This window comes from Bacillus sp. HY001 (assembly GCF_007558965.1).
Lineage (GTDB): Bacteria > Bacillota > Bacilli > Bacillales > Bacillaceae_G > Bacillus_A > Bacillus_A mobilis.
On record NZ_VLTE01000168.1, the window covers coordinates 1 to 991 of the forward strand.

Here is a 991-nt window from a genome sequence, read left to right on the forward strand (position 1 = left end):
AGTTACTTGAATCATAACAATATAGCTACTGTAAAAGAAGTGGACACTGCTATGCAAGCCGATATGAACTACTGGGGCATGCAATCAAACTCTGTGCAAGCCATTCGTAGAGCCTTGTATGCAGAAGTAAAGAGCTTTTTTAAAGCGTTGGAACAGTGGAAGAAATATCCTGAGAAGTTCACAGGGCGTCCTAAGTTTCCGAATTATTCTCGTTCCACTGAAAAACGAATCATTGAAATCTATCAAATTCCAAAAGTGGATGAAAACGGATATTGGATGATTCCGATGAGTGTGGCATTCAGAAAAAAATTCGGTTCCATTCAAATACGTATGCCGAAAAACTTAAGACATAAAAAAATTTCATACATTGAGATTGTACCGAAGCAAAAAGGTCGGTTCTTTGAGGTGCATTATACATATGACATGCACGTTTCTCAAATGAAGCAACAATCCACGACTACGAGTAACGCTTTGAGTTGCGATTTAGGTGTAGATAGATTAGTAAGTTGCGTAACCAATACAGGTGATGCCTTCTTAATTGATGGAAAAAAACTAAAATCCATAAATCAATACTTCAACAAAATGATATGTAACCTCCAACAGAAAAATATGGACAATGGAATTTCAAAACGTATTGTAACGAATAAAATGGCCGCACTTTGGCATAAACGAGAAAGACAAATAAACGGTTACATTGCACAAACGGTAGGCCTATTGTTCAAAAAAGTGAATGAATTCGATATAGATACGATTGTTGTAGGGTATAACGCTGGTTGGAAACAAAACTCTCATATGGGGAAAAAGAATAATCAAAAGTTTGTTCAAATCCCGTTCCATAAACTGATTGCAGCAATTGAGAATAAATGTGTAAAAGAAGGCATCCGATTTTTCAGACAAGAAGAAAGCTATACTTCAAAAGCCAGTTTCCTAGACAAAGATCCGGTTCCAGTTTGGTCTAAGGATAATAGAGCCCAATATTATTTTAGCGGCA

The 991-nt window shown here is 36.4% G+C and carries 1 protein-coding gene; it reads left to right on the forward strand.

The features are described from left to right. Window positions 1–991: RNA-guided endonuclease TnpB family protein (locus FOT98_RS29965; RefSeq protein ID WP_144291211.1), on the forward strand; the 991-nt coding region annotated here is incomplete at both ends.